At 65.0% G+C, this 26,119-nt stretch carries 24 protein-coding genes; 16 read left to right on the forward strand and 8 right to left on the reverse strand.

The genetic code is table 11. The annotated features are described in order from the left end of the window. The first annotated feature begins 153 nt into the window (after positions 1 to 153). Together ACIPHN_RS13525 and dinB are read left to right on the forward strand one after the other, a co-directional pair. Complete coding sequence (locus tag ACIPHN_RS13525; RefSeq protein ID WP_400436928.1) at positions 154 to 1,596, forward strand: YifB family Mg chelatase-like AAA ATPase; 1,443 nt, start codon at positions 154 to 156, stop codon at positions 1,594 to 1,596. 104 nt (positions 1,597 to 1,700) lie between these two features. Beyond that, complete coding sequence (gene dinB, locus ACIPHN_RS13530; RefSeq protein WP_400436930.1) at positions 1,701 to 2,849, forward strand: DNA polymerase IV; 1,149 nt, start codon at positions 1,701 to 1,703, stop codon at positions 2,847 to 2,849. Between the two features lie 18 nt (positions 2,850 to 2,867). Here dinB and ACIPHN_RS13535 read toward each other — a convergent pair whose 3' ends face one another. Beyond that, on the reverse strand, positions 2,868 to 4,871 hold the full coding sequence (locus ACIPHN_RS13535) for an OPT family oligopeptide transporter (RefSeq protein ID WP_400436932.1): 2,004 nt from the start codon (positions 4,869 to 4,871) through the stop codon (positions 2,868 to 2,870). A gap of 133 nt (positions 4,872 to 5,004) precedes the next feature. Between ACIPHN_RS13535 and ACIPHN_RS13540 the strand changes: the two genes are divergently transcribed. Both ACIPHN_RS13540 and ACIPHN_RS13545 read left to right on the forward strand, forming a co-directional pair. After that, positions 5,005 to 5,529: a hypothetical protein gene (locus ACIPHN_RS13540; RefSeq protein ID WP_400436933.1), complete on the forward strand. Its 525-nt coding sequence runs from the start codon at positions 5,005 to 5,007 to the stop codon at positions 5,527 to 5,529. Between the two features lie 167 nt (positions 5,530 to 5,696). Beyond that, positions 5,697 to 6,041, forward strand: a complete 345-nt coding sequence (locus tag ACIPHN_RS13545) for a DUF1840 domain-containing protein (protein ID WP_400436934.1) — start codon at positions 5,697 to 5,699, stop codon at positions 6,039 to 6,041. A gap of 123 nt (positions 6,042 to 6,164) precedes the next feature. Here the strand turns inward: ACIPHN_RS13545 and ACIPHN_RS13550 are convergent, their stop codons facing one another. Beyond that, on the reverse strand, positions 6,165 to 7,370 hold the full coding sequence (locus ACIPHN_RS13550) for an MFS transporter (protein ID WP_400436936.1): 1,206 nt from the start codon (positions 7,368 to 7,370) through the stop codon (positions 6,165 to 6,167). Positions 7,371 to 7,595: 225 nt separating this feature from the next. Here ACIPHN_RS13550 and rsmB point away from each other — a divergent pair, with 225 nt between their 5' ends. From rsmB to ACIPHN_RS13585, 7 genes are all read left to right on the forward strand, one after another. Continuing rightward, the gene (rsmB, locus tag ACIPHN_RS13555; protein ID WP_400436938.1) at positions 7,596 to 8,915 is read left to right on the forward strand and encodes a 16S rRNA (cytosine(967)-C(5))-methyltransferase RsmB; all 1,320 of its coding nucleotides are present in this window, start codon (positions 7,596 to 7,598) and stop codon (positions 8,913 to 8,915) included. After that, positions 8,912 to 9,571 carry a DUF4390 domain-containing protein gene (locus tag ACIPHN_RS13560; protein WP_400436940.1) on the forward strand — a complete coding sequence of 220 codons (660 nt, stop codon included), beginning with the start codon at positions 8,912 to 8,914 and terminating at the stop codon, positions 9,569 to 9,571. Before rsmB ends, ACIPHN_RS13560 begins: the two co-directional genes overlap by 4 nt. Continuing rightward, positions 9,568 to 11,850 (forward strand): ATP-binding protein, encoded by a 2,283-nt coding sequence (locus tag ACIPHN_RS13565; protein ID WP_400436942.1) that lies wholly within the window; start codon positions 9,568 to 9,570, stop codon positions 11,848 to 11,850. Before ACIPHN_RS13560 ends, ACIPHN_RS13565 begins: the two co-directional genes overlap by 4 nt. Positions 11,851 to 11,981: 131 nt before the next feature. After that, a complete protein-coding gene (locus ACIPHN_RS13570) occupies positions 11,982 to 12,734 on the forward strand; it encodes a response regulator (protein ID WP_400436944.1) in 753 nt (250 codons plus the stop codon). 490 nt (positions 12,735 to 13,224) lie between these two features. After that, positions 13,225 to 13,482 carry a DUF3567 domain-containing protein gene (locus ACIPHN_RS13575; protein ID WP_400436946.1) on the forward strand — a complete coding sequence of 86 codons (258 nt, stop codon included), beginning with the start codon at positions 13,225 to 13,227 and terminating at the stop codon, positions 13,480 to 13,482. A gap of 131 nt (positions 13,483 to 13,613) precedes the next feature. Then, positions 13,614 to 14,291 (forward strand): tRNA (guanine(46)-N(7))-methyltransferase TrmB, encoded by a 678-nt coding sequence (locus tag ACIPHN_RS13580; RefSeq protein WP_400436947.1) that lies wholly within the window; start codon positions 13,614 to 13,616, stop codon positions 14,289 to 14,291. After that, a complete protein-coding gene (locus tag ACIPHN_RS13585) occupies positions 14,288 to 15,133 on the forward strand; it encodes a DMT family transporter (RefSeq protein WP_400436949.1) in 846 nt (281 codons plus the stop codon). The genes ACIPHN_RS13580 and ACIPHN_RS13585 overlap by 4 nt, the downstream gene beginning before the upstream one ends. A gap of 14 nt (positions 15,134 to 15,147) precedes the next feature. On the opposite strand, the gene ACIPHN_RS13590 is transcribed toward ACIPHN_RS13585, so the two are convergent. The 5 genes from ACIPHN_RS13590 to ACIPHN_RS13610 form a co-directional block, all read right to left on the reverse strand. Beyond that, complete coding sequence (locus ACIPHN_RS13590) at positions 15,148 to 16,809, reverse strand: electron transfer flavoprotein-ubiquinone oxidoreductase (RefSeq protein WP_400436951.1); 1,662 nt, start codon at positions 16,807 to 16,809, stop codon at positions 15,148 to 15,150. Between the two features lie 3 nt (positions 16,810 to 16,812). Further along, complete coding sequence (locus tag ACIPHN_RS13595) at positions 16,813 to 17,748, reverse strand: electron transfer flavoprotein subunit alpha/FixB family protein (protein WP_400436953.1); 936 nt, start codon at positions 17,746 to 17,748, stop codon at positions 16,813 to 16,815. 10 nt (positions 17,749 to 17,758) lie between these two features. Beyond that, positions 17,759 to 18,508 carry an electron transfer flavoprotein subunit beta/FixA family protein gene (locus tag ACIPHN_RS13600; RefSeq protein WP_400436955.1) on the reverse strand — a complete coding sequence of 250 codons (750 nt, stop codon included), beginning with the start codon at positions 18,506 to 18,508 and terminating at the stop codon, positions 17,759 to 17,761. Between the two features lie 73 nt (positions 18,509 to 18,581). Further along, positions 18,582 to 19,172 (reverse strand): HutD family protein, encoded by a 591-nt coding sequence (locus tag ACIPHN_RS13605; protein ID WP_400436957.1) that lies wholly within the window; start codon positions 19,170 to 19,172, stop codon positions 18,582 to 18,584. Positions 19,173 to 19,186: 14 nt separating this feature from the next. Continuing rightward, positions 19,187 to 20,371 carry an NAD(P)/FAD-dependent oxidoreductase gene (locus ACIPHN_RS13610; protein WP_400436959.1) on the reverse strand — a complete coding sequence of 395 codons (1,185 nt, stop codon included), beginning with the start codon at positions 20,369 to 20,371 and terminating at the stop codon, positions 19,187 to 19,189. 208 nt (positions 20,372 to 20,579) lie between these two features. On the opposite strand from ACIPHN_RS13610, the gene ACIPHN_RS13615 reads away from it, so the two are divergent. The 5 genes from ACIPHN_RS13615 (at position 20,580) to ACIPHN_RS13635 (ending at position 25,307) form a co-directional block, all read left to right on the forward strand. After that, entirely contained in the window at positions 20,580 to 21,551 is a 972-nt protein-coding gene (locus ACIPHN_RS13615; protein WP_400436960.1) for a LysR family transcriptional regulator, read from the forward strand. A 46-nt stretch (positions 21,552 to 21,597) separates the two neighbouring features. Further along, positions 21,598 to 22,428: an N-formylglutamate deformylase gene (gene hutG / locus ACIPHN_RS13620; RefSeq protein ID WP_400436962.1), complete on the forward strand. Its 831-nt coding sequence runs from the start codon at positions 21,598 to 21,600 to the stop codon at positions 22,426 to 22,428. A 306-nt stretch (positions 22,429 to 22,734) separates the two neighbouring features. Further along, the gene (locus ACIPHN_RS13625; protein ID WP_400436964.1) at positions 22,735 to 23,736 is read left to right on the forward strand and encodes an ABC transporter substrate-binding protein; all 1,002 of its coding nucleotides are present in this window, start codon (positions 22,735 to 22,737) and stop codon (positions 23,734 to 23,736) included. A gap of 9 nt (positions 23,737 to 23,745) precedes the next feature. After that, a complete protein-coding gene (locus tag ACIPHN_RS13630) occupies positions 23,746 to 24,519 on the forward strand; it encodes an ABC transporter permease (RefSeq protein ID WP_400436966.1) in 774 nt (257 codons plus the stop codon). Then, positions 24,507 to 25,307 (forward strand): ABC transporter ATP-binding protein, encoded by an 801-nt coding sequence (locus tag ACIPHN_RS13635; protein ID WP_400436968.1) that lies wholly within the window; start codon positions 24,507 to 24,509, stop codon positions 25,305 to 25,307. The genes ACIPHN_RS13630 and ACIPHN_RS13635 overlap by 13 nt, the downstream gene beginning before the upstream one ends. Before the next feature lie 84 nt (positions 25,308 to 25,391). Here the strand turns inward: ACIPHN_RS13635 and ACIPHN_RS13640 are convergent, their stop codons facing one another. After that, positions 25,392 to 26,114, reverse strand: a complete 723-nt coding sequence (locus tag ACIPHN_RS13640; protein ID WP_400437212.1) for an amino acid ABC transporter ATP-binding protein — start codon at positions 26,112 to 26,114, stop codon at positions 25,392 to 25,394. Positions 26,115 to 26,119 lie beyond the last annotated feature (5 nt).

Below are 26,119 nucleotides of genomic sequence, written 5' to 3' on the forward strand. Positions count from 1 at the left end.
CGCTCCTGCTTTTCCAACACTCGATTCGATATAAAAGTCACCAAATTGCTGTGATGGTGATTAAAGTTTGGCATACACGATATTTTCTATAAGAAATTATTTGATTTAAGTGATTGATTTAAAAGGGTATTTTTATATTTATATATCGGATATTTGTTTACCATCGTCGGGCTGCCCGAGGCCGAGGTGAAGGAAGCCCGCGACCGCGTGCGGGCCGCGCTGCAGAATGCGCGCTTCGAGGTGCCGGCCCGGCGCATCACGGTCAACCTGGCGCCAGCAGACCTGCCCAAGGAATCCGGCCGTTTCGATCTCGCCATTGCCCTGGGCATCCTGGCGGCCTCCGGACAACTACCCGCCGACCGGCTGGATGACTATGAATATGCCGGCGAGCTCTCGCTATCGGGACAGTTACTACCGGTGCGCGGCGCGCTGGCCATGACCTGCGCCATGCACGGCACCAACCGGGCCGACCCGGCCGAGCGACCGCCACGCGCCTTCATCTTGCCGCAGGCCAATGCCGACGAGGCGGCCCTGGTGGCCGAGGCCACCATCCTGCCCGCCAGCTCGCTGCTGGAGGTCTGCGCCCATTTCACCGCCCGCGACGACAGCCAGCGGCTGCCACGACATCACGCCCGGCAAGCCCTGGCCGCACCGGTCTATCCCGACTTCAGCGATATCAAGGGCCAGTTGCAGGCGCGCCGCGCCATGGAGGTAGCGGCTGCCGGCAACCACAGCATCCTGCTCGTGGGCCCACCGGGCGCGGGCAAGTCGATGCTGGCCATGCGCTTTCCCGGCATCCTGCCGCCGATGACCGGTGAGCAGGCCCTGGAATCGGCCGCCGTGCAATCGCTGGGCGGCAGTTTCGACATGGCCCGCTGGAAGCAACGGCCCTACCGCGCCCCGCACCACACGGCCTCGGCCGTGGCGCTGGTGGGGGGCGGTGGCACGCCGCGTCCGGGCGAGATCTCGCTGGCTCATCACGGCGTGCTCTTCCTGGACGAGATCGCGGAGTACCCGCGCAGCGTGCTGGACGTGCTGCGCCAGCCGATGGAGTCCGGCCGCATCAGCATTTCGCGGGCGGCACGGCAGGCGGAGTTTCCGGCGCGCTTCCAGTTGGTGGCGGCGATGAATCCCTGCACCTGTGGCTGGCATGGCCATTCTTCGGGCAAATGCCGCTGCACGGCGGAACAGGTGCGACGTTACCAGGACCGCCTCTCCGGACCCCTGCTCGATCGCATCGACATGCAGTTGCAGGTCGCGGCCCTGACGCCGGCCGAACTGGCCACGCAAGCCCCGGGCGAATCCAGCGCCAGCATCGCCGCCCGGGTGGCCGCTGCCTTCGACCGGCAACTGGCCCGCCAGGGCAAGCCCAACAGCCTGCTGGCCGGTCGCGAAATCGACTTGCATTGCCAGCCCGATGCGCCGGGCGAACAATTGCTGCAAGCCGCCATGGTCCGCCTGGACTGGTCGGCGCGCGCTTATCACCGGGTGCTCAAGCTAGCGCGCACGATTACCGACCTGGAGGGCGTCGCGCGGGTGGAGAAACGGCATGTCGCCGAGGCGATCCAGTGTCGGCGGGGGCTGGTTACCTCATAGCGGCCGCGCAACGGCCGGGGCACTGCAAGACAACCGTCACCAGCAAGACGATTTTTATCTAGAATCCCCCCTTGTCTGTACTCACGCCCCGTCCGTCCCCACTCATGTCCGCTGACCGTCGCATCGCGCATATCGACATGGATGCCTTCTTCGCATCCTGCGAACTGTCCCAGTACCCCGAACTGCGCGGCCAGCCCATGGTGGTCGCGGGGCGGCAGAGCCATGCGCCCCGGATGAAGGACGACGGCACGCGGGAGTTTTCGCGGCTGCGCGACTATGTGGGTCGCGGCGTGTTGACCACCGCCACCTATGAAGCCCGCGCCCTCGGCGTGCATTCGGCCATGCCGGCCATGAAGGCGGCCAGGCTGGCGCCGGATGCGGTGCTGCTGCCGGTCAATTTCGAGCTGTATCGTCGCTATTCGCGGCAGTTCAAGGAAGCCGTGCGGGAGATCAGCCCCATCATCGAAGATGTCGGCATCGACGAGATCTATGCCGATGTCTCGGCGCTGAAGGGCAGTTCCGAAGAGATCGCGCGCCAGCTGAAGGCGGCCGTCTTCGAGGCCACCCGGCTCACCTGTTCGGTCGGTATCGCGCCCAACAAGCTGCTGGCCAAGCTGTGCTCGGATATGCAAAAACCCGACGGGTTCACCATCGTCACCATGGAAGACCTGCCCGCGCGCATCTGGCCGATGCCGGCCAGTCGCATCAATGGCATCGGGCCCAAGGCGGCCATGAAGCTCAAGTCCCTGGAGATACAGACCATCGGCGAGCTGGCCGCCTGCGAGGAGCACTGGCTGGTCAGCCATTTCGGCCGCAGCTACGGCGCCTGGCTGCACCGGGTGGCCCATGGCCGGGATACGCGCGCTGTGGTCACGGAAAGCGAACCCGTCTCCATGAGCCGCGAGACCACCTTCGAAAACGATCTCCACGTCACCCGCGACAAGGCCGAACTGGGCAGGATATTCACGCAACTGTGCGAGCGGCTGGCGGCGGACCTGGAGCGCAAGGGCTATCTCTGCCGCAAGATCGGCATCAAGCTGCGCTTCAGGGATTTCTCCACCATCACCCGGGACACCACCCTGGAGACACCCGCCGCCGATGCCGCTTCGATCCGGACTGCTGCCGGCGGTTGCCTCAAGCGGGTCGACCTGAGCCAAGCCATCCGCCTGCTGGGTGTGAAGGCCAGTGGCCTGGTCCGGCCCGATGCACTGGCCGGGGACGCACCCCGGCAATTCTCGCTGGACCTGGAATGAGGCGGATCATGCCGGTGCTTAACGTGCCGGCATGATCCGCCGCGCGAACACCAGCAGGATCCAGGCAAATGCCGCCAGGCCCAGCCATTGGCCGATGCCTTCGAAGCTGCCCGCCACCAGTGCCAGGGGCGCATCGCGGCCGGTCAGGCCGATGATGGCGGCCAGCAGCACACCCACCAGGCTTTCGCCGACGATCAGCCCGGAGGCCACCAGGATGCCGCGCTGGCGTGGCTTCTCGGCGTAGGCCTCGACATCGATACCCGCTGCCTGGGCACGGCGGCGCAAGGCGCGTTCGATCAGCCAGCCCAGCAGGGCACCCACGAACAGGGCCGAACTCACCATCGGCGGCAGGTAGATGCCGATGCCCACGGCCAGTACCGGCAGGCGTGCGGCGCCACCGCGTCGCGCCAGCAGCCAGTCGACCACGATCAGTACCAGCCCCAGCACCACGCCGATGCCCAGCATGGTCCAGTTCAACTCGCGCGTGAAGATGCCGGTGGCAATGGCCGTCATCAGCGTGGCCTGCGGCGCGGCCAGCGCCTGGGCGGCATCCATGCCCGCGCGCGGCAGCGCGCCGGTGAAGCCATAGGCGTTGTAGAGCAGGTTGAGCACTGGCGGGATGACCAGCGCCCCCACCACGCAGCCCACCAGCAGGGCCACCTGCTGGCGCCACGGCGTGGCACCGACCAACTGGCCGGTCTTGAGGTCTTGCAGGTTGTCATTGGCGATGGCCGCCACGGCGATGATGGCCGCAGTCACGAACAGCGCGATGGCGATGGCCAGCTTGCCGCCTTCGGCCGTGGCCAACAGCGGGTCGACCGCGCCTGAGGCCAGCAACAGCAGCGATACCAGGATCACGGCGACGATGCCGATGCCCGAGATGGGGCTGGAGGACGAGCCGATCAGGCCGGCCATGTAACCGCAGGCGGCGGCCACCAGGAAGCCGAACACGAAGGCAAACACCACCGCATAGACGATCAGGCCGATGAATAGCGCCGGGCTCACCGGCGCATCGGCCAGGAAGGCTGCGAACACCACGGCTAGCAAGGCGATCATGGCCAGGCTGATGATGATGATCCAGCGTGGCGACAGATCCTGGTCCGGGCGTTCAGACCTGCCCTGCTGGCGCCGGGCCAGTGTCGACAGCGAGGCCTTGACGCCGTCGACCATGGGCTTGAAAAGCGTGGCCAGCGTCCAGATCGCGGACACGCCGATCATGCCGGCGCCGATGAAGCGCACCTGGCTTTTCCACAGGCCGTTGGCGAAATCTGACAGCGCCAGGTCGGCCGCATGGGGGGTGACGGCCGTCAGGTAAGGGACGGCCACGCCCCAGGCGATCACCAGGCCGATCAGGATGGCGATGCCCGAGACGATGCCGATCATGTAACCCGCCCCCACCAGGGCCAGCGAAAAGCCCATGGTCAGGCGCAGCACCGAGGCGCCGGCCGAGAACCACAGGCTCATGCTCTCGGCAAACACCTTGAAGCCACTGGCGATGACGCTGAAACCCGCCGCCAGCGCGCCACCGAAGAGGATGTCGCGCAGGCCGCGCCGGGTTTCCTCGCCACCATCGGCGTCGGCGCTGCCCACGCGCAGGATTTCGGCTGCCGCCACCCCTTCCGGGTAGGGCAAGGCACTCTGCACCACCATCACGCGCCGCAGGGGAATCGAAAACATCACGCCCAGCATGCCGCCGGCGGCGCAGATGCCCAGCGTCTGCAGGAAGGGAAAACCTTGCCAGTGGCCCATCATCACCAGGCCGGGCAGGATGAAGATGATCGATGACAGGGTTCCCGCCGCCGAGGCCTGGGTCTGCACCATGTTGTTTTCGAGGATATTGGCATTGCTGAACAGGCGCAGCACCGCCATCGAGATCACGGCCGCCGGAATGGCCGAGGAGAAGGTCAGGCCGACCTTGAGCCCGAGGTAGACATTGGAGGCGGTGAAGATCACCGTGATCAGCGCGCCCAGCAGCATGCCGCGCAGTGTCAGTTCCGGTAGCCCGGCTTGTTGATTGTTCATGGGAAAAGAGGGTTCCGTTGGGATGCATTCTTATACCGCAAGAATTACTCTTCCACTATCAGACAAGGCCCTTTTTTGTGCCCGCTCGGCGCTTTGCTATGATGGACCTCCCTGCCCTGATGCCTCTTGCCCCATGCGCCTTCGCTTCGCCGTGATTTCCCTCAGCCTGGCCGCTCTGGTGCTGGCCGCCTGCTCGCCCCGCTACAACTGGCGCGAAGCCAGCGACAACGGCGCGCATTTCGTCGTGCTGCTGCCCGCCAAGCCGGCCAGCGTGACCCGCAGCGTGGACCTGGACGGCCCCCGGGTGGACATGAGCATGACCGCCGCCGAGGTCGACGGCCTCACCTTTGCCGTCGGCACGGCCGAGCTGCCCGATGCCGCCGCCGCCAACCGCGCGCTGGAGGCCATGCGCACCGCCCTGCTCAACAATATCGGCGGCCAGGCGCAGGGTGCACCGACCTGGCCAGGCAAGACCGATGGTTTTGCCCGCAGCCTGGATATCGATGCCCATGGCGTGGCGCGCGGGCGTCCGCTACGGCTGGTGGCCCGGCTGGCGGCCAAGGGCACGCGGGTGTACCAGATCCTCATCGTCGGCGATGAAAAAACCATCACCGATGAAAATATTGAAACCTTTTTCAGCTCTTTCAAACCAACATAGGCCCGGATGACAAAGCCCCGGACTGCGGAGTATTCTTGTTCCTGCCTGTGACTCCAGACAGGTAGTCCCGCAGCGATGCGGTAGCAGTCTGCAGCGCATTTCCCGATGCTCCGGCCAGACCGGGCCTCGACCAAAAATCGTTTCCAATCAAAGATCCCAGAGGAAATATGCTGATCACCTTCAAATCAAAAGCGGCCGCCGACGTGGTGATGTATGAATCGCACGCCAAGCCCATCCTGGACCTGCTGCACAAGGATCCCGCCCGTGGCGTGATCACCGCAGCCGAAGCCGGCGACGCCATCGCCCAGCTGGAAAGCCAGATCAGCGCCAGCAAGGCGCATGAAGCCGCCGAAGTGCTGGCGCGCGACATCAATGCCCACCACAACGCCGACATCGACGATCACAAGCACGAGAAGATCGAGCCGGTCACCTTCTCGGCACGCGCCTATCCGCTGCTGGACATGCTGCGTGAGGCCAAAAAGGGCAACTACGACGTCCTGTGGGGCGTCTGAAGCACCTGTCGCCCTGAAGTCTGTGCAGTGCCGCCACCCGACGGCATGAAAAAACGGCTGCCGCGATCATCCACCGCGGCAGCCGTTTTTGCGTTGAGGCGCGCCAGGCGCTGGCCTGGAGGATCAATGCCGCCCGCGCAATTCACCCAGGTAATACAACAACGCCAGCATCGGGAAGGCAAACCCCAGCCAGGTCACGCCGCTCCAGCCGGCCTGGGCATAGATCCAGCCGCCCAGGCCCGAGCCGGCCGCGCCGCCGGCGAAGAAGGTGGCCATGAAGAGGCCGTTGAGGCGGCTGCGGATTTCTCCGCCGAGGGCATAGATGGCGCGCTGGCTCAGCACCAGGTTGGCCGACACGGCGAAATCGAGCAGGATGGCCGCCAGCAGCAGCATGGCCAGCGAAAACGTGCGGCCGCCCTCGAAGAGGTGCGGCAGCAGGAAGGACAGCGCGCCACACAGCAACGCCGCGCCGGTCGCCGGGCGGCTCCAGCCACGGTCGGCCATGCGTCCGGCCAGGGGAGCCGCCACGACGCCGATCACGCCGGCAAAGGCGAAGAGCGCGATGCCCTGCTGCGAGATGCCGAAGCGCGGGCTGGCCAGCCATAGTGGCGAGGCCGTCCAGAACAGGCTGAAGGAGGCAAACAGCATGGCGTGATAGAAGGCGCGACGACGCAACAGCGGCGTGGTCTTGACCAGCGTCCACATGGACGCCAGCAGGGCCGCATAGTGCAGGCCAGCCGGCGGCTGGCGCCTGGGGAGATAACGCACCAGCACCACGATGAGTGCCGCCACCAGCACCGCCGACAGGCCGAAGATGGCATGCCAGCCGAACAGGTCGGCCACCAGGCTGGCCAGCGGCCGCGCCAGCAGGATTCCCAGCAGCAAGCCGCTCATCACATTGCCCACCGCCCGGCCGCGGCTGTGCAAGGGCGAAAAATGCGCCGCATACGGCACCAGCACCTGCGCCCCCACCGAGGACAAGCCGATCAGCAGCACCGAGACCAGCAGCTGCGTGGCACTCTGGGCCAGGGCCGCGCCGACCAGGGCGATGCAGGTCACCACCAGGCCCGAGAGGACCAGGCGGCGGTTCTCGAACAGGTCGCCCATGGGGACGATGAAGAGCAGGCCCAGGCCATAGCCGACCTGGGTCAGCGTGACGATCAGGCCGGCGGCACCGGGCGAGATACCGGTGGCGCGGCTGATCGGCCCGATCAGCGGCTGGGCATAGTAGAGGTTGGCGACGATGATGCCGCAGGCGGCGGCCAGCAGCAGCACCATCCAGCGGGGAATATCGTCGTGCGGGGCGTGATCGGCCTGTGGGGCGGACATCGGGACCTTCCTTGTGCGGGAGCAGCCTCGGAACGGACTGCGGGAGGGCACTTTAGCCGAAGCCGGCGATTCCTGCTGGCGGGCGCCCGCTACTTCTATTTCCAACGTACAGGTGTGGCCGGGGCTGGCGGCTGGTACACTGGCGGGCCGCGCCGGTCGCGCCCGCAGTTGCCATCATGAAATGCCGACAACCCTGGCGCCTGGCCTCCTAGAGCAAGCATTGACGTGATCCAGATTTCCCTTCTCTCCTCCTCGGCCAAGGCCGATTCGCTGGCCTACCAGCTGGCCTATGCCGCCCAGGCAGTGGCCGCCGTGCGTGCCGGCCACGCCTTGCCACAGGCACTGGCGCAGATCTTCGCGCGCAGCGATGCCCCCGCCGCCTCGCGTGGCGCCATCCAGGACCTGAGCTACCGCGCCATGCGCGGCCTGGGCCTGAGCGACGCCCTGCTGGCCCTGCTGGCCAACAAGCCACCCCAGCCCGAGGTGCTGCACGGCCTGCTGGTAAGCGCGCTGGCGCTGCTGGCCGACGAGGACGAGGCCGGCTATGACAGCTTCACCGTGGTCAACCAGGCCGTGGAAGCCGCTGCCATCAGCCCGGAGATGAGCTTCGCCAAGGGCGTGGTCAACGCCATCCTGCGCCGCTTCCTGCGTGAGCGGGCGACGCTGATGCCGCAGGCCACCAAGACCCCGCCCGGCACCTGGAACTACCCGACCTGGTGGATCGACCGCCTCAAGTCGGCCTACCCCGAGGATTGGCAGCGCATCCTCCACGTCGGCAACCAGCCCCCGCCGCTGACCCTGCGCGTGAACCGCCGCCGAGCCACGGTCGAGCAATACCTGGCCACGCTGACGGCCGCCGGCATGCAGGCACGCCAAGTCGGCCCCAGCGCGGTGCGGCTGGACAAGCCGGTGCCGGTGCAGCAGATCCCCGGCTTCGCCGAGGGCGTGGTCTCGGTGCAGGACGCCGCCGCCCAGTTGGCCGCGCCGCTGCTGGATGTGGCCGATGGCATGCGCGTGCTGGACGCCTGCGCCGCCCCCGGCGGCAAGACCGGCCACCTGCTGGAGCTGGCCGATCTCGACCTGGTGGCGCTGGACCACGACCCGCGCCGCCTGCAGCGCATCGACGAGAACCTGGCGCGCCTGCAGCTGACGGCCCGTCTGAGCACCGGCGACGCCCGCGAGGACGACTGGTGGGATGGCCAGCCCTTCGACCGCATCCTGGCCGACGTACCCTGTACCGCCTCGGGCATCGTACGGCGCCACCCGGATATCCGCTGGCTGCGACGCAAGACCGACACCACGCAGCTAGCAACACTTTCCGCGCAAATTTTGGACAAGCTTTGGCACATGCTGCGACCGGATGGTAAATTGCTCCTCGTAACCTGCTCGCTGTGGCCCCAGGAATCTGAACAGCAAGCGATCGCCTTCGCGCAGAAACACAATGCCATCCGGCTGCCCGCTCCAGGTCAACTGTTGCCGACCGCCGGCGGGGATGCCGACCACGATGGCCTGTTCTATGCGCTGTTCCAAAAAACGGGTGCATGAATTTGACGCAATCGGCTCTCTTCCCTTCCCGTGCGCGCAGCCTGCCAGGCTGCGCCGCGCGCGTTCATGCCCACCTGACCGCCTTGCTGCGGCAGGGATGGCAGCAATGGCTGCTGACCCTGGCCCTGGTGCTGCTGCTGACCTGCCCGGGTACCAACGCCCATGCCGCCGAGATCACCGTCAACCAGGCCAGCATCGAGGCCAGCGACGAGGGCTATCGCCTCTCGGTGGCCTATGACTTCGAATTGAATCGCGGGCTGGAAGATGCCCTTTCGCGCGGGGTGCCGCTGTATTTCACGACCGAGGTACAGCTGACCCGACGCCGCTGGTACTGGTTCGACGAGAGCAGCGTGTCGGTCTCGCGCACCGTGCGCATCTCTTACAATGTGCTGACGCGCCAGTATCACACCGCCATCAGCGGTCAATTGCAGCAAAGCTTCACCAATCTGGAAGATGCGATGACGCTCATCCGCCGCCCGCCGCGCTGGATCATCGCCGACAACAATACCCTCAAGGCCGGCGATAACTACAACGTGGGCCTGCGCATGCGCCTGGACGTGGCACAGCTGCCCAAGCCCTTCCAGGTCAATGCGCTCAACAACAGCGACTGGCGCCTGTCCTCCGACTGGATCGAATTCACCTACAAACCCGAATGAGCCGCACCTTACGCTATCTGCTGGTGGTCGGCGGGGGCGTCATCAGCATCCTGCTGTTCCTGCTGGCCTCGGCTTCCGAAAACTCCGCCCTCTTCGAACAGCACTATCCGTGGCTGCTGTTCTTGAACGGCCTGGCCGCCATTTCGCTGCTGGGCCTGGTGCTCCTGCTGCTGGGGCGTCTTTACAAGCGTTACCGGCGCGGCAAGTTCGGCTCCAAGCTGCTGGCGCGGCTGGTGCTGATGTTTGCGCTGGTGGGCATCGTCCCGGGGGCGGTGATCTACCTGATGTCGGTGCAGTTCGTGTCACGCTCCATCGAATCCTGGTTCGACGTGCGCATGGAGGCGGCGCTGGAGTCCGGCCTGAACCTGGGCCGCAATGCCCTCGACTCCTCGCTGTCGGACCTGGTCTCGCGCGCCCGCGGCATGGCCCAGGAACTGTCGGACATGAGCGATTCCGAGCAGGTGACCTACCTCTCGCGCCAGCGCGACCAGAACATGGAAATCACCATCGTCAACGGCAACGGCCAGGTGATGAGTACGGTGGGCGGCGCCATCGGCTCGCTCACCCCCATCCTGCCCAGTACCCAGGCGATGCGCCAGGCGCGGGTCTCGCGCGCCTTCTCGGCGGTGGAAAGCGACGACACCCGCCCGCCTAGCGGCGAATCCGACTCCGACGGCAACCTGCGCCTGCATGTGGTGGTGCTGGTGCCGGCGCCCAGCCGTGGCCTTTCCCTGCAGTCCGAGACGCGCTACCTGCAGATCCTGCAGCCGGTGCCCGACTACCTGGCCACCAATGCCGAAACCCTGCGCCTGGCCTACAACGAGTACCAGCAACGCTCGGTATCGCGCTCCGGCCTGCGCAAGATCTACCTGGTGACCCTGACGCTGACCCTGCTGCTGGCCATCTTCGCGGCCATCGCCAGCGCCTTCCTGATCGCCAGCGACCTGGCCAAACCCCTGCTGCTGCTGGCCGAAGGCACCAAGGCGGTGGCCGAGGGCAATCTCTCGCCACGGCCCATCGTGAGCACCTCCGACGAGCTGGGCACGCTCACGCAGTCCTTCAACATCATGACGCGCCAGCTGCTGGAGGCGCGTACCTCGGTGGAAAAGAACCGCGCCGAGCTGGAAAACGCCAAGGCCTACCTGGAGTCGGTGCTGGCCAACATGTCCGCCGGGGTGATGGTGCTGGACGGCCAGTTCGACATCGTCAGCGCCAACGAATCGGTGCGCCGCATCCTGGGCTACGACTTCTCGGCCGACATCGGCACGCCGCTGCAGACTATCGAAAGCCAGGCGCCGTTCGCCCAGGCCATCATCCGCGCCTTCTCCGAACAGCTGGCCCAGCACAGCAGCGACGCCTCGCGCGACGGCCTGCACTGGCAGCGCCAGTTCGAACTGTCGCGCCAGCCGGGCGCGGCGCTGGAAGCCGAGGGCGAACAGGGCGGCAAGCCCGATCATGACAAGCTCACCCTGCTGGCGCGCGGCTCGCACCTGCCGGTCGAAAACGGCGTGGGCTATGTGGTGGTGTTCGACGATATCAGCAACGTCATCTCGGCCCAGCGCTCGATCGCCTGGGGCGAGGTGGCGCGCCGCCTGGCCCACGAGATCAAGAACCCGCTGACCCCCATCCAGCTCTCGGCCGAGCGCCTGCAGCACCGTCTCTCGGATAAGCTCATGCCGGCCGACGCCGCCATCCTGGACAAGAGCACCACCACCATCGTCAACCAGGTCACGGCCATGAAGCGCATGGTGGACGACTTCCGCGACTACGCCAAGACGCCGCCGGCCAAGCCGGAGGCGCTGGATCTGAATGCGCTGATCGAGGAAATCCTCAACCTCTACCTGGCCGGCGATGGCCGTGACGTCATCCAGGCCCGCCTGGCGCCGGACATGGCCAAGGTCATGGGAGACGCCACCCAGATGCGCCAGGTCATCCATAACCTGCTGCAGAACGCCCAGGATGCGGTGGCCGACGACCAGCCGGACTCGCCCCGCATCGATGTGCTGACCGAACAGATCGAGATCACCGGTGCCGATGGCACCGCCCGGCCGGCGGTGCGGCTGTCCATCACCGATAATGGCCCCGGTTTCTCGCCCAAGATCCTGGCCCGCGCCTTCGAACCCTACGTCACCTCCAAGGCCCGGGGTACCGGTCTGGGGCTGGCAATGGTCAAAAAAATCGTCGAGGAACACGGCGGACGCATCGATATCCAGAATCGTACAGAGGGGAGAGGCGCAAAAATTGTAATTTTGCTGGTAAAGTTAGCACCTATTGAATAAGGCTCAAGATTCGAATGCACCATGCCGGGTTCACCGGCAGTTCATCAAGGCCGGTCCGCCACCGTTGAACCGGCCGGCCCGGAACAAGATCGAAAACTTGGACAATGAACTAGCAGCGAGGAAAGCAGCACATGGCTAACATCCTGGTCGTCGATGACGAAATGGGTATCCGCGAATTGCTCTCAGAGATTCTGGGCGATGAGGGGCATGTCGTGACCACTGCGGAAAATGCGCAGCAGGCACGCGAGCTTCGCCAGGCCGGCGTGCCTGACCTCGTGCTGCTCGATATCTGGATGCCCGACACCGACGGCGTCACGCTCTTGAAGGAGTGGCAGCGCGATGGTCTCCTGACGATGCCGGTGATCATGATGTCCGGCCACGCCACCATCGATACCGCCGTCGAGGCCACCCGCATCGGCGCGCTCAACTTCCTGGAAAAGCCGATCGCGCTGCAGAAGCTGCTCAAGGCCGTGCAGCAGGGCCTGTCGCACAGCCGCGAAGCGGTCCGCCCGGCCAGCTATCGCCCGGCACCGGTGGCAGCGGTCGCCAATGGCGCCGGCGACGGCCTGCATGTCCCCGAACACGTCACCCCGGTGACCGCCTACGCCCCCGCCCTGGGAGGCGAACCGGCGCATCATGGCACACCGGCCGCCGCCGCCCCCTTCGGCCAGGTCGCCGACAATGCCGCCAACATCTCCTTCGACCTGCCGCTGCGCGAGGCCCGCGACGCCTTCGAGCGCGCCTACTTCGAGTACCACCTGGTGCGCGAGAACGGCAGCATGACCCGCGTGGCCGAACGTACCGGCCTGGAACGCACCCACCTCTACCGCAAGCTCAAGCAGCTGGGCGTGGAACCGGGCAAGCTGGCCCGCAAAAATCACTGAACCTGATAGCGCAGCCGCCAGGCTGCCGGCTGGATGAACAACGGGACCCTCTGCGGTCCCGTTGTCTTTTACGCCACCCCTGCGCCGATACGCGGCCAGGATGCAGACTGTGGCCCGATCAGAATTTTCCTGATGTTCTTTTCGGCACAAAAGCGGCATGCTGGTATCACATCAGGGCCAGCCCTGTTGAAAGGCCTGTAGAGGGGCCCGCCCCGGCGCTGAACTTCCCCCGGGCAATGCCATCTACCTTCTGCAGGACAAGCTGGACCGGTGGCCATTGGGCAAAGGCAACAGGAGAGCCATCAAAGTTTTGGGCCCAGGCTGCCGTAACCAGAGACAGGAGCGCAAGCGACGCGGCGCTCCGTCAGGAAGCTGTATCGAAGTAGCCAGAAATGCATCATCAGGCGTGGCCCGGCAGGATGGGCCTTGAAATTTGACGGTGAAGGCGCCACTTCCTTTTCGAAGCAGTATTCCAGCATAAGGAGTCACTATGAACCTGATCTACAACAGCGAGCAATACAGCGTCGTCGAATTCGGTGCGGACAACGACCATGAAGCCCTGCGTTTCGGCGGCTACGAGATCATGGACAAGTCCGGCCAGCGCGAGATCTACATCGACGGTCCGGCCGCCGAGCTGTTCCGCAAGGACGTGCAGGAGCTGATCGCCTCCGAACCCACGATGGACGACATTGACACCTTCCTGAGCCGCTATGACGTGATGATGCGTCATCCCATGACGCTGCACTGAACACGGATGATCTCCACCGCCCCATGACGCCGCGCTCAAGCGCGGCGTTTCTCTTTGTGGTCAGCATCCTGTCGGCGTGACCGGGGCCGCCTCCGTTAGAATGGCGCTTTGCCGTCCGAGCTTGCGTCCCCGTGAATTCCACCCCCATCAGCAGCGCCCAGACAGGCGTGCATGAGCAACTGGCCGAACTGGTCGCCCGCCACGCCGCCCATCCCTTCCGCAAACCCGTCACCGACTACAACCTGCGCGCCTTCGAGGCCAGCATGGCGGCCTGGCGCGCGGCGGGCGAAGCGCCGCTGATCCTCGACACCGGCTGCGGCGTGGGCCTGTCCACGCTGAACCTGGCCACGCAATACCCGGACCACTTCGTCATCGGCATCGACCAGTCAGCCGACCGCCTGGCGCGCAATACCCTCTGGGAAGGGCCGCAGCCGCACAACCTCTGCTTCGTGCGCGCCGACCTGGTCGACTACTGGCGCCTGGCGCTGCAGGCGGGATGGCGCCCGGCACGGCATTACCTGCTCTACCCCAATCCCTGGCCCAAGATCGGCCACCTGGCACGGCGCTGGCAGGGCCATGCGGTGTTTCCCGCCATCGTGGCGCTGGGCGGGCAGATCGAATGCCGCAGCAACTGGCAGATCTATGTCGAGGAATTCGCCGCCGCGCTGCACCAGCTGAGCGGCCTGCCCGTCCAGGCCGAGCCCTGGCTGCCTGAGACGCCCATCACCCCCTTCGAACGCAAGTACCAGGCCTCCGGCCATGCGCTGTGGCGCTGCCGCGCCGATCTCGACACGGTGCGCAGCGCATGAGCCTGTCCGTCATTGCCCTGGTGCTGGCCGCTGCACTCCTGCACGCCTCCTGGAACGCCCTGCTCAAGAGCAGCCATGACCGCCTGGCCTCGCTGTCGCTGATGACCATCGGTGCCGGCCTGGGCGCCATCCCGCTGGTGCTGTGGCGGCCCTGGCCGGATGCCGCCAGCTGGTTCTACATCATCCTTTCGGGTGTACTGCATACCGGCTACAACCTGTTCCTGATCCGTGCCTACCAGATCGGCGACTTCGGCCAGTCCTATCCGATCGCGCGCGGTTCCTCGCCCCTGCTGGTGGCACTGGGGGCGGCGCTGTTCGCCGGCGAGCAACTGGGTGTCCATACGGTGGCAGGCATCCTGCTGGTCTCGGCCGGCATCGTCAGCCTGGCCGACCTGCGCAACCTGGGCCGGCGCGAGCACCTGGCCGGCCCCATGGCGGCCTTTGCCACCGGGGCCTTCATCGCCGCCTATACCGTCACCGACGGCATCGGCGCGCGCCTGGCAGGAGATGCCATGGCCTACGCCGGCTGGCTGTTCGTCACCGACAGCATCCCGCTGGCCCTGATCTACTGGCGCCGGCATGGCCGCTCGCCGGTGGTGCTGAACCAGAAAGAGACCTGGATCGGCCTGGCCGGCGGGGTGATGTCACTGCTAGCCTATGGCATCGTGATCTGGGCCGTGACGCTGGCACCCATGGGCATGGTATCGGCCCTGCGCGAGACCTCGGTGCTGTTTGCGCTGCTGATCGGCGCGCTGTTCCTGGGCGAGAAGCTGACGCTGCGGCGCGTGCTGTCCTGCCTCGTGATCGCAGCGGGTGCGGTGGTGCTGGGCGCGCATCACTGAATGCCCCGATGACACTACATCCCTGAATAATTCGGCCCACCGCCCCCCTCAGGCGCGACCCAGACGATATTCTGGGTCGGGTCCTTGATGTCGCAGGTCTTGCAGTGCACGCAGTTCTGGGCATTGATCTGCAGGCGTTCGCTGTTGTCCTCGTTCCTGACGAACTCATACACCCCCGCCGGACAGTAGCGCGATTCCGGGCCGCCGTACTTGGCCAGGTTGATCTGCACCGGCACGTTCTTGTCCTTGAGCGTGAGGTGGGCGGGTTGGTCTTCGCCGTGGTTAGTGTTGGAGATGAACACCGACGACAGGCGGTCGAAAGTCAGCTTGCCGTCCGGCTTCGGATAGTCGATCGGCGCATAGTTGGCCGCTGGTTTCAGGCACTCATGGTCCGCATGCGTATGACGCAGGGTCCACGGCGCCTTGCCGCCGAAGAGCACCTGGTCGATGCCCACCAGCAGCGTGCCGGTCACCAGACCACGGCTCATCGAGGGCTTGAAGTTGCGGGCCTTGTGCAATTCTTCCTTCAGCCACGACGCTTCGAAGGCAGCCGGATAGGCGGCCAGCTCATCAGACTGGCGGTTCTCGCCCAAGGCCTGGAAGGCGGCATCGGCGGCCATCATGCCGCTCTTGATGGCGGCGTGGCTGCCCTTGATGCGCGAGGCATTGAGGAAGCCCGCATCGCAGCCCAGCAGCGCACCACCCGGGAACACCAGCTTGGGCAGCGATTGCACACCGCCCGCGGTGATGGCGCGGGCGCCGTAAGAGAGGCGCTTGCCGCCTTCGAAGAACTTGCGGATCTCCGGGTGGGTCTTGTAGCGCTGGAATTCCTCGAAGGGCGACAGGTAGGGATTCTCGTAGGCCAGGCCCACCACGTAACCCACTGCGACCTGGTTGTTTTCCAGGTGATACAGGAAGGAGCCGCCATAGGTATCGTTGGCCAACGGCCAGCCGGCGGTGTGGATCACCAGGCCGGGCTGGTGCACCTCGGGCTTCACTTCCCACAGTTCCTTGATGCCGATGGCATAGGTCTGCGGATCACGGCCGGCGTCCAGCTTGTACTTGGCGATCAATTGCTTGCCCAGGTGACCGCGCGCGCCTTCGGCGAAGAAGGTGTACTTGGCGTGCAGTTCCATGCCCAGCTGGAATTCGGGGCCGGGTTCACCTTCCTTGTTGATGCCCATGTTGCCGGTGGCCACGCCCTTGACCGAGCCATCGTCGTTGTAGAGGATCTCGGCGGCGGGGAAGCCGGGGAAGATCTCCACGCCCAGCGCCTCGGCCTGCTGGCCCAGCCAGCGGGTGACGTTGGACAGCGAGATCACGTAGTTGCCGTGATTCTGGAAACAGGCTGGCAGCAGCCAGTTGGGTGTCTTGTAGGCCTTGGTGGCGGAGAGGAAGAGGAAGCGGTCTTCGCTCACCGGGGTGTCCAGCGGCGCGCCTTGCGCCTTCCAGTCGGGGATGAGTTCACTCAGGGCGCGCGGGTCCATGACCGCGCCGGAGAGGATGTGGGCGCCGATTTCACTGCCTTTTTCCAGCACGCAGACCGACAGGTCCGACGACAACTGTTTCAGCCGGATCGCAGCCGCCAGGCCGGCTGGTCCACCACCGACCACCACCACGTCGTACTCCATGGATTCGCGTGGACCATATTGTCCAAGCAACTGCGCCATCTGCATCGCTTACCCCAGTTCCTTGACCAGCGCCGGCACGAGCTCGAAGAGGTCACCGACGATGCCATAGTCGGCCACCGAGAAGATGGGCGCTTCTTCATCCTTGTTGATGGCCACGATGACCTTGGAGTCCTTCATGCCGGCCAGATGCTGGATCGCACCGGAAATGCCGACGGCCAGATAAAGCTCCGGCGCGACCACCTTGCCGGTCTGGCCGATCTGGTAGTCGTTGGGGACATAGCCCGCATCCACCGCCGCCCGCGATGCGCCCAGGGCAGCGTTGAGCTTGTCGGCCAGCGGCCCGAGCAGCGCGGCGTAGTGCTCGCCGGAGCCCAGGCCTCGTCCCCCCGAGACCACGATCCTGGCCGACGCCAGTTCCGGCCGGTCTGTCGGATTGGTCTGTCGCGAGACCACGCGCGAGAGTCCGGCATCGGCCACGACGGTGACTGGCTCGATGAGCGCATGGCCGCCTGTGCAGGCGGCCGCCTCGAAGGCAGTGGCACGCACCGAGATGAGCTTGATCGGATCGGACGACCTGACGGTGGCAATCACATTGCCCGCGTAGATGGGTCGCTCGAAGGTGTCCGCATCCACCACCCGGGTGATCTCGGAAATCTGCGCCACATCCAGCAACGCCGCCACCCGTGGCAAGACGTTCTTGCCGGCCGCCGTCGCCGTGGCCATGACATGGCTAAAGGCGCCGGCCAGCGCCACCGCTTGCGCCGCCAGGTTCTCTGCCAGGCCATCGGCGAAATGCGCTGCGTCCGCTACCAGTACGCGGTCCACACCGGCCACGGCAGCTGCGGCGCGAGCGACCGGCTCGCACTGCTGGCCACAAACCAGCAATGCAATGTCACTGCCGCATTGCCTGGCCGCCGTTACCGCGTGCAGTGTGGCGCTCTTGAGCGATTGGTTGTCGTGTTCGGCGATGATCAGGACTGACATGGACATTTCCTCAAATGACGTTGGCTTCGTTTTTCAGCTTTGCGACCAGCGCGCTGACATCGGGCAGCTTCACGCCGGCCTTGCGAACGGGCGGTTCGGCAAGCTTCAGCGTACTTAGTCGCACGGCCACCTCGACACCCAGCGCCTGCGGCGTGAGCACCTCCAGCGGTTTCTTCTTGGCCTTCATGATGTTGGGCAAGGTGACGTAGCGCGGCTCATTGAGCCGCAGGTCGGTCGTGATCACCGCCGGCAGCTTCAGGGCAATGGACTCCTGGCCGCCATCGACTTCGCGGGTGACGATGATTTCTTCTCCGGCCATTTGCAACTGCGATGCAAAGGTGGCCTGCGGCATTCCCGCCAGGGCCGCCAGCATCTGGCCTGTCTGGTTGCTGTCGTCATCGATGGCTTGCTTGCCGACCACCACCAGGCCGGGCTGCTCCTGGATCAGCACCGCGCGCAACAGCTTGGCCACCGCCAGCGGCTGCAGCTCCTGTGCGCATTCCACCAGGATGCCGCGATCGGCGCCGATGGCCATGGCCGTACGCAAGGTTTCCTGGCAGGCAGCGGGGCCGCAGGAGACCGCCACCACTTCCGTGGCCACGCCGGCTTCCTTCAGACGTACGGCGGCTTCCACGGCGATCTCGTCAAACGGGTTCATGCTCATCTTGACCGCGCCGACATCGACACCGCTGCCATCGGATCTGACCCGCACCTTCACGTTGAAATCGACCACGCGTTTGACTGCGACAAGTATTTTCATGACTTCATCTGCCTCAATAAAAAAGTAACCAGGCCACGCACGGCGCCTCATCAAGCACCGGTATCCGACCTGATCAGATGGAATGGACACGCACCAACACCGCACTGGCATCGTCGTCCAGCGGCAGGCAATGCGGACCGGGGCCCGCGCGATCCCAGGCCAGCTGCCCCTGGGCGACCACGACATCGCCCGACACTTGCCAGCGCCCCGCAAGCGGCAGCAGCGCCCAGGCCGCAACGCTCCCGACCTGGCAAGCCTGTCCGATCACCCGCAGTTCACCGCGCACCAAGGAACGGCGCACCATCAGGTTCAGGAACTGCGTTTGCCCGCTACCAGGCTCACGTTGCGCATACCAGCGCGGCTCCCCCGCGAAGCGGATCGCCTGCAAAGGCCGTGCACAGACTGGCTCCGTGGAACTGCTCGTCAGGCTCACCTCGCCACTACCCAGCAAGAGCGCGTGCCGGTCCATGCCCGGAAGGACCGAAAACTCGCCATCGGCCACGATATTGGCCAGGCTCAGACGCCAGTCGGGCGCGGCGTCATCCCGGGACAGAGCAGCGTGCTCGCTGCCTGCATTGGCCCAGCCACTGGCCAGCGGGCGCGTCGTGCCGCCACCGTTGCGCCAAGGCTCGGGCAACACCTCATCGAGCAGGACGATCTGCATGGCGAGCCCGCCGCTCAGGACACTGCACCCGACCCGTACTTGCCCACCAGCAGCTTGCCGGTGGAGAAGCGTTCGATCGAATAGGGATCCAGCGAGACGTCGGTGGGCAGCCCCAGGGCGCATTGCGCCAGCACCTGTCCGACCGCCGGCGACAGCTTGAAGCCATGACCGGAGAAACCGAATCCGGCGATCAGGCCCTCCACCCCCGGCAACTGCCCCAGCACGGGATTCCAGTCAGGGGTCACGTCATAGACACCGGTCCAGGAAGTCGCCAGGCCCGCCGTCTCATAGCTGGGGAAACGTTGTGCCACCTGCTCGCCGATCTCCACGATGGCATCCAGGGGCACGTCGCCCTGCTCGGTATCGGGCGTCTCCAGGCGCTCGCCGACCACGCCCTCGGACACCAGCATCTGGGTGCCGCCATAACTGCGGCCGTAGAGCATGCCCCGGGAAGCCAGGTCCTTGAAGACCGGCATGGCGAAGGTATAGGCCTGCGGCCCCTCCAGTGCCAGCACCGTATGGCGCTCCGGCCGCACCGGCAGGGTCAGGCCGGTCCAGGCGGCCAGCTCCGGGGTCCAGATGTTTTGCGTGCTGATGACCACGTCGCTGAGGAAACGGCCGGCGCTGGTTTCCACACCGCGCACGCGACCGTTCTCGATGAGCAGGCGCTCCACGCTGACACCCTCTTTCACGGTCACGCCGCGTCGGCGCGCGGCACGCGCAAACGAAGTCGCCACCAGATAGGCGTCGGCAAAACCGGCCTCCGGCTCGAAGCTGATCAGGGCCGCATCATCGAAGCGGGCAATGGGCAGCAGCTCGGCGGCCTGCCTGGCATCCAGATACTGCAAGGCGATGCCCTGCGCCTCCTGGCCCTTGAGCGATGCACGCAGTGGGTCGAGCTTGTCGTCATCGGCAGACCAGATCATGTAGCCGCACTTGACCAGTCCGCAGGACGCCTCTTCATCCTCCACATAGGCAGAGAAATTGTTGAAGGTGTCCCACGACAACTGCGCCAGCGCGACGTTCTCCTGCACCGAATAATGCGTGCGCAGGATGCCGGAGGACTGCGAGGTGGTGCCTTCGCCGACGGTCTTGCGATCCAGCACGAGGACCTTGCGCGCGCCCAGCCGGGCCAGGTGGAAAGCGGTGGAAGTACCAATCACGCCGGCGCCGATCACGATGGCGTCGTAAGCATTCATTGCAGGGTTCATAGCATCCTCTTCAATCAGAATGGCATGCAGTGTCACCTGAAAAAATCGACAAGCGGGGCAGCATTAGACAAACTAATGTTTTGAAGAAGTGGGTATTAACATCACGCTCCGGTACCTGCTTTCGTTCCATGATCACCCCACGCGACCGCAAGAAAAACCACTTCCGGCCGCACGTCTCTTCGGAAAGGATCGTTCCATGCCTGACATGCCATTCGACCTGCACGCCCTCCAGGCTTTCGTCGCCGTCTGCGAAGGTGGCTCCATGATCGAGGCTGCCCGCAAGCTGGGAGTCACGCAAAGCGCCATCAGCCAGCTGATCAAGTCGCTGGAAACCCAGAGCGGCATGGTGCTGCTGGACCGCGAATTCCGCCCGTCCCGCCCCACCGCTGCCGGTCGCCTGTTGATGGAACTGGCGCAAGACCTGCTCGAACATGCGCAGCGCGTCAATGAACGCCTGATCGATGCCTCGCGCTCGGAGGTAGCGCAGATCCGCCTGGGTGGCGTGGATTCCTTCTCGGCCACGCTGGGTCCTATCCTGGTCCAGGCCATCGCCAAAGGAGCCCGGCAGATCTCGCTGTGGTCGGGACTCACCCCCATCCTGTCGGAGCAACTGCAGCGACGCGAGCTGGACCTGGCGGTGTGTACCGAATCGACCGTCAATGACCTGCGCATCGAACAGCGCCTGCTCTTTTCCGAATGCTTCCTGGCGGTGATTCCCAGAAGCGTGGCCGAGCGGCATGCCGATGCCGGCCAGGACTACCAGGCGGCCCTGCAAAGCCTGCCCCTGCTGCGTTACACGCGCCGCTCGGTCATCGGCCAGCAGATCGAGCGCTATCTCCGGCACATCAAGCTGGACGCACCGCGCCGCCTGGAATTCGATGCCACCGATCCGATGCTCAACCTGGTGGCATGGGGCATGGGGTATGCCGTCACCACGCCCTTGTGCCTGTGGCAGTCGCGTCACTGCCTGCCCGATGTGGTGCTGGTGCCGCTGCCGCCCAGCCAGCTGGGTCGCCGCAATTTCTTCCTGCTCTCCCGCGAGGGCGAATGGAACAGCCTGGCCGAAGAGATCTCGGCCCTCACCCGCCAAGCCCTGCAGGACAAGATCGCCCCCGCCATCCGCAAATCGCTACCGGGCCTGCCCAAGGATGCGTTCTCCTGGAAGTAAAGGGCAGCGGCATCTCACCCACCGTTTTTCACCGACAAGGAACTGCATGCAGAGCTCCACCTTCGACTTCCACCAGGGCAGCGCGCCGCTGCTCATCTCCATCCCCCACATGGGGCGCCAGATCACGCCCGGACTGGCCGCCAGGATGACGCCGCAGGCCCGGCTGCTGGCCGATACCGACTGGCATCTGGAGCAGCTGTATGGCTTCGCCAGGACCCTGGGAGCCTCCCTCCTCGGCGCCCGGGTCTCGCGCTACGTGATCGACCTGAACCGCCCGCCCGACAACGCCAGCCTGTATCCCGGCCAGACCACCACGTCCTTGTGCCCGACCGAGACATTTCGTGGCGAGCCGCTCTACCGCCTCGGTGCCGAACCGACAGCAGAAGAAACAAGCCAGCGCCTGCAGGAGGTCTGGCGGCCCTATCACCAGCAGCTGGAGAGCGAGCTGCAGCGCCTGCGGGCGCTGCACGGCTACGTCCTGCTGTGGGATGCACACTCCATCGCCAGTCACCTGCCCCGGCTGTTCGAGGGCAAGCTGCCGGATTTCAATATCGGCACCAACAACGGACAAAGCTGCGCCACGACCGTCGCCGATGCGGTGGCTGACGCGGCAGGACAGGCATGTCCGCCGGCCGGCCATACCTGGGTTGCCAACGGGCGCTTCAAGGGCGGCTACATCACGCGCCACTACGGCCTTCCTGCCAACGGCATCCACGCCGTCCAGATGGAAATGTGCCAGTCACTCTACATGGATGAACACGCTCCCTTCAGCTACCAGCCCGCCCGCGCCGACAAGGCAGCAACGCTGGTACGCCAGATGATCGAAGCCGCCCTGGACGCCCTGCGCGAGCACACCGGAGCCGGGCGCGGCGCATGAGCGTTTTCCGTGCAGCCCGAGCGTGAAATGCACAGCGCCGAGGCGTACACGCACCGCTGCGGCGCAGCTAGATTAGTGCCCAAGATACTTTGTATTAGTTTTTCTTAAGCGGGCCGGGCTGTCGTCATCAATCAGTAATATCGACGCTGTCACGTCACCTGCAGGCGCAGGTCGTCAGCACGACTGACGACCGCCGCAGCGGGAATGGCCGGGCATGGTGGCGATGCAGGCAGGCGGGAGATCTGCGCAGGCCAGACCTGAAGTGATCCACCAAGAGATTCCACATCCAATCTGAAGGAGCAAGCAATGAACCAGAATCGACGCAGGGTCATGAAGCAGATGATCTCGCTGGCCGCCGCCGGCGCTGCCGGCATCCCCCTCGCGGCCAGTGCAGCTACGCCCACCGTGATCAACTATGGCGGCTCGGCCTGGCTTGGCCACTACTCGGCCTACATCGCCATGAAGACCGGCCTGATGGCCAAGTACGGCATCGACCTGCGCTGGCAAGCCTTCTCCACCTCCTCCGCGCGCATGGCCGCGGTGATGGCCGGCAACGTCGACATCGCCGGCACCGGCGTGGTCTCGGCGCTGGCGCTCATGGCCAGCGGGGCCCGGCAATTCCAGCTCATTGCCACTCCCAACAACTTCGGCCGCGCCGAAGGCTTGCTGGTGCGCGAGAACATCAAGGAACTGGCCGACCTCAAGGGCAAGAAGATCGGTGTTACCTATGCCTCCAGCGCCCATGTGCTGCTGCTCGACGTGCTTGCGCAAGCCGGTATCAACGCAGACAAGGACGTGGCCATCATCAACCTGCCGGCGACCGAACTGCTCACCGCCTACAAGGCCAACCAGATCGACGCCGCTGCCGCCTGGACTCCGACCTTCGACCGCATCCGCGCCCTGCCCGCGACCAGGACGCTGTTTGACGACAGCGCCTTCTCTCTCTACAAGAGCTACAAGATGTCCCCAGGTCCCGATGTGCTGCTGACCCGCACCAGCTTCGGCAAGGACAATCCGGGCGCCGTGAAAGCCTTCATGCAGGCCATCTTCGAAGCCAATGCCATGCTCACCAACAAACCCGAGGAGGCGGCGCGCCTGCTGCTGGAGCTGACCTCCCTGTCCATGGAAGAACAGCTCGGCGTCATCAGGCAGACCGAGTGGTTCACGCTGGCCGATCAGAAGGCGCTGATGAGCGACCCGGGCAACTTCGTCGTGGGTCTGCAAAAGCTGGCCGAGATGCTGGTCAAGCTCAAACAGATCGACTCCATGCCGCAAGTGCGCCAATGGGTCAACACTACCTATCTCTGAGGCCCACCTATGGAGAAGAAGAAAGAATGGCTCACCGGCGGGGCGCTGGCTACCCTGTCGGTCGTTTCCCTTGTGGCGTTCCTGCTGCTGTGGGAAGGCATATGCCGGGCCGGCATCGTGGATGCGGTGTTCCTGCCGGCGCCCTCGCAGATCCTCACACGCGCCCTGCGCATGTGGCAGCAGGATACGCTGGTGATCAACATCCTGGCATCGGCCCGGCGCGTGATGGTCGGCTTCCTGGCGGCGGTGCTGGTTTCCATTCCGCTGGGGATCATGCTGGGTACATCGAAGATTGCCCGTGCGGTCTTCGATCCCATCCTGTCCTTCCTGCGGCCCCTGCCCTCGATGAGCTGGATTCCATTGACGCTGCTGTGGTTCGGTATCACCGAGACGCAGAAATACAGCATCGTGTTCATGGGCGCGGTGACCCCTGCCCTGCTGTATGTGATCGAAGCCACCCAGGGCGTTGATCCGCTGCTCATCCGCGCCGCGCGCAACCTGGGAGCCAACCGCTGGCAGGTGATGCGTGAAGTGATCCTGCCGGGCTGCATGCCGCAGATCCTCTCGGGCATGAAGGTGATCCTCGGGCTGTCGTGGACCTGCGTGATCTCGGCCGAGCTGGTCGCGGCCAAGGAGGGCCTGGGCTTCATGATCATGAACGGCAAGGAATTCTTCCAGACCGATACCGTGGTGCTGGGCATGGTGCTCATCAGCTTTACCGTCCTCATCACCGATATCGTCTTCCGACTGATTCAAAGGAGTGTGCTGTCATGGCAGAAATGAAGACCCCACCCAAGGCCGGGCCGATGATCGAATTCCGCGGCACGGGCAAATCCTTCGGCAGTCTGAAGGTCCTGGAAAGGCTCGATCTGCAGGTGGTCCAGGGAGAATTCCTGGTGCTGCTGGGTGCCTCGGGCTGTGGCAAGTCGACCATGCTCAACCTGGTCTCCGGCTTCGAACGTCCTACTACCGGCAGCGTCTGGGTCAATGGCCGGGAGGTCAAGGATGTCGATCCGGCCTGTGGCATGGTGTTCCAGCAGTACGCCCTGTTCCCCTGGAAGACCGTGCGCGAGAACGTCGAGTTCGGCCTCAAGATGCGGGGCGTATCACGGAGCGAACGCGCCCGGGTTGCGCAGCATTACATCGAGATGGTCGGGCTGAAGGGCTTCGAGGACAGTTTCCCCAGCAAGCTTTCCGGCGGCATGAAGCAACGTGTCTCGATTGCGCGGGTACTGGCCAACGACCCGGATGTGATGCTCTTCGACGAACCCTTCGCCGCACTCGACGCCATGACCCGCCAGGTGTTGCAGGAGCAATTGCTGCAGATCTACGAAAAGAGCGGCAAGACCATCATCTTCATCACGCACTCCATCGATGAAGCGCTGATGCTGTCCACGCGCATGGTTGTCATGGGCGCCAAGCCCGGACGGGTGGTCCAGGACATCCACAATGACCTGCCGCATCCGCGCACGGCCGAAGTCCAGCTGTCGTCCCGCTATATCGAACTGAAGCGCTCGATCTGGGAGACCGTGCAGGTGGAGGTGATGAAAGGGCTGGAGGGCGTCAAGTAAGACAATTGCGGACACGGGGTGTGCATGCTCCGCTGGCTTCAATCACGCAAGCCAGCGGGCAGCTTGAACATACCTCGGTACTGCTTACAGCACCTTGCGCAGGAAGTCGCGCGTGCGTTCATGATGCGGATCGCCCAGCACCTGCTGCGGCGGTCCTTCTTCCATGATCACCCCCTGGTCGATGAAGAAGACGCGATCCGAGACTTCGCGGGCAAAGCCCATCTCGTGGGTGACCACCACCATGGTCATGCCCTCCTCGGCCAGCTGCTTCATCACCGTCAGCACTTCGCCCACCAGCTCGGGGTCCAGCGCCGAGGTCGGTTCGTCGAAGAGCATCACCTTGGGCTCCATCGCCAGCGCGCGGGCGATCGCCACGCGCTGCTGCTGGCCACCGGAGAGCTGGTTGGGGAAGGCGTCGATCTTCTCCAGCAGGCCCACCTTCTGCAGCAGCTTCTCTGCCACCAGCACGGCCTCGCGGCGCGACATCTTCTTGACCTGCATGGGTGCCATGATCAGGTTTTCCAGCACGGTCATGTGCGGGAACAGGTTGAAGCGCTGGAACACCATGCCCAGGCCGGCGCGCAGGGCGTTGAGATCGACCTTGGGGTCATTGAGCTGGACGCCCTCGATGAAGACCTCGCCATCGCTGACTTCTTCCAGGCCATTCAGGCAGCGCAGGAAGGTGCTCTTGCCCGAACCCGACGGGCCGATCACGCACACCACTTCGCGTGCCTTGATCTCGCAATCGATGCCACGCAGGATATGCGCCTGGCCGAAGCGTTTTTGGAGCTGATTGACCTTGATCATCGTGC

The organism is Herbaspirillum sp. NPDC087042, from assembly GCF_044745245.1.
Classification (GTDB): Bacteria; Pseudomonadota; Gammaproteobacteria; order Burkholderiales; family Burkholderiaceae_D; genus Herbaspirillum.

Coding starts and splice junctions, on each gene's coding strand:
- dinB (WP_400436930.1), top strand. CDS start 1,701: ATGTCCGCTGACCGTCGCATCGCGCATATCGACATGGATGCCTTCTTC.
- ACIPHN_RS13535 (WP_400436932.1), bottom strand. CDS start 4,871: ATGAACAATCAACAAGCCGGGCTACCGGAACTGACACTGCGCGGCATG.
- ACIPHN_RS13540 (WP_400436933.1), top strand. CDS start 5,005: ATGCGCCTTCGCTTCGCCGTGATTTCCCTCAGCCTGGCCGCTCTGGTG.
- ACIPHN_RS13545 (WP_400436934.1), top strand. CDS start 5,697: ATGCTGATCACCTTCAAATCAAAAGCGGCCGCCGACGTGGTGATGTAT.
- ACIPHN_RS13550 (WP_400436936.1), bottom strand. CDS start 7,370: ATGTCCGCCCCACAGGCCGATCACGCCCCGCACGACGATATTCCCCGC.
- ACIPHN_RS13560 (WP_400436940.1), top strand. CDS start 8,912: ATGAATTTGACGCAATCGGCTCTCTTCCCTTCCCGTGCGCGCAGCCTG.
- ACIPHN_RS13565 (WP_400436942.1), top strand. CDS start 9,568: ATGAGCCGCACCTTACGCTATCTGCTGGTGGTCGGCGGGGGCGTCATC.
- ACIPHN_RS13570 (WP_400436944.1), top strand. CDS start 11,982: ATGGCTAACATCCTGGTCGTCGATGACGAAATGGGTATCCGCGAATTG.
- ACIPHN_RS13575 (WP_400436946.1), top strand. CDS start 13,225: ATGAACCTGATCTACAACAGCGAGCAATACAGCGTCGTCGAATTCGGT.
- ACIPHN_RS13585 (WP_400436949.1), top strand. CDS start 14,288: ATGAGCCTGTCCGTCATTGCCCTGGTGCTGGCCGCTGCACTCCTGCAC.
- ACIPHN_RS13590 (WP_400436951.1), bottom strand. CDS start 16,809: ATGCAGATGGCGCAGTTGCTTGGACAATATGGTCCACGCGAATCCATG.
- ACIPHN_RS13595 (WP_400436953.1), bottom strand. CDS start 17,748: ATGTCAGTCCTGATCATCGCCGAACACGACAACCAATCGCTCAAGAGC.
- ACIPHN_RS13600 (WP_400436955.1), bottom strand. CDS start 18,508: ATGAAAATACTTGTCGCAGTCAAACGCGTGGTCGATTTCAACGTGAAG.
- ACIPHN_RS13605 (WP_400436957.1), bottom strand. CDS start 19,172: ATGCAGATCGTCCTGCTCGATGAGGTGTTGCCCGAGCCTTGGCGCAAC.
- ACIPHN_RS13610 (WP_400436959.1), bottom strand. CDS start 20,371: ATGAATGCTTACGACGCCATCGTGATCGGCGCCGGCGTGATTGGTACT.
- ACIPHN_RS13615 (WP_400436960.1), top strand. CDS start 20,580: ATGCCTGACATGCCATTCGACCTGCACGCCCTCCAGGCTTTCGTCGCC.
- hutG (WP_400436962.1), top strand. CDS start 21,598: ATGCAGAGCTCCACCTTCGACTTCCACCAGGGCAGCGCGCCGCTGCTC.
- ACIPHN_RS13625 (WP_400436964.1), top strand. CDS start 22,735: ATGAACCAGAATCGACGCAGGGTCATGAAGCAGATGATCTCGCTGGCC.
- ACIPHN_RS13630 (WP_400436966.1), top strand. CDS start 23,746: ATGGAGAAGAAGAAAGAATGGCTCACCGGCGGGGCGCTGGCTACCCTG.
- ACIPHN_RS13635 (WP_400436968.1), top strand. CDS start 24,507: ATGGCAGAAATGAAGACCCCACCCAAGGCCGGGCCGATGATCGAATTC.
- ACIPHN_RS13640 (WP_400437212.1), bottom strand. CDS start 26,114: ATGATCAAGGTCAATCAGCTCCAAAAACGCTTCGGCCAGGCGCATATC.